General features: G+C 52.3%; 1 protein-coding gene. It reads right to left on the reverse strand.

All coding sequences use genetic code 11. The features are described from left to right. Window positions 1–478 (reverse strand): AAA family ATPase (locus Xedl_RS20070; RefSeq protein WP_158024430.1); only part of this gene is annotated, 478 nt, incomplete at both ends.

Here is a 478-nt window from a genome sequence, read left to right on the forward strand (position 1 = left end):
GATGTCTTCCTCTTCAACCGGATCACGCGGCCTGTCAATCAGCGCCAGTGACGTAATCTCTTCACCATCTTTATCGGTAAAAAGCTCCACCACGCGCATGTCATAAGCTTTGGTTTCCGGTTCTTCGGCATCTTTCATTTTGGTGCAGGTGATAACCAGCGCACCGCCTTTTTTCCCTTCCCGGCTGATCTTGTATTCAACATCCAGCGCCGCACGAAAGGCACTGGAGCCTCTCGCGCCTTTGCTTTCGTCTTTGCCGGAGTGGTGAACCACGAGAATGCTTGCCCCTGTTTTAGCTTTCAGTTCATCACAGCCCCGGACAAACGCGCCCATATCTTTTGAATCATTTTCATCCGCACCACCAAAACAGCGGGCGAGAGTATCCAGAATAATCAGGCGTACCGGTTCACCTGTTTCAGACTCAACTTGTTGGGCGGCAATCACCAGTTCATGCACTTCGGCAGGCGAGGCCGGAAAG

The organism is Xenorhabdus eapokensis, from assembly GCF_001908105.1.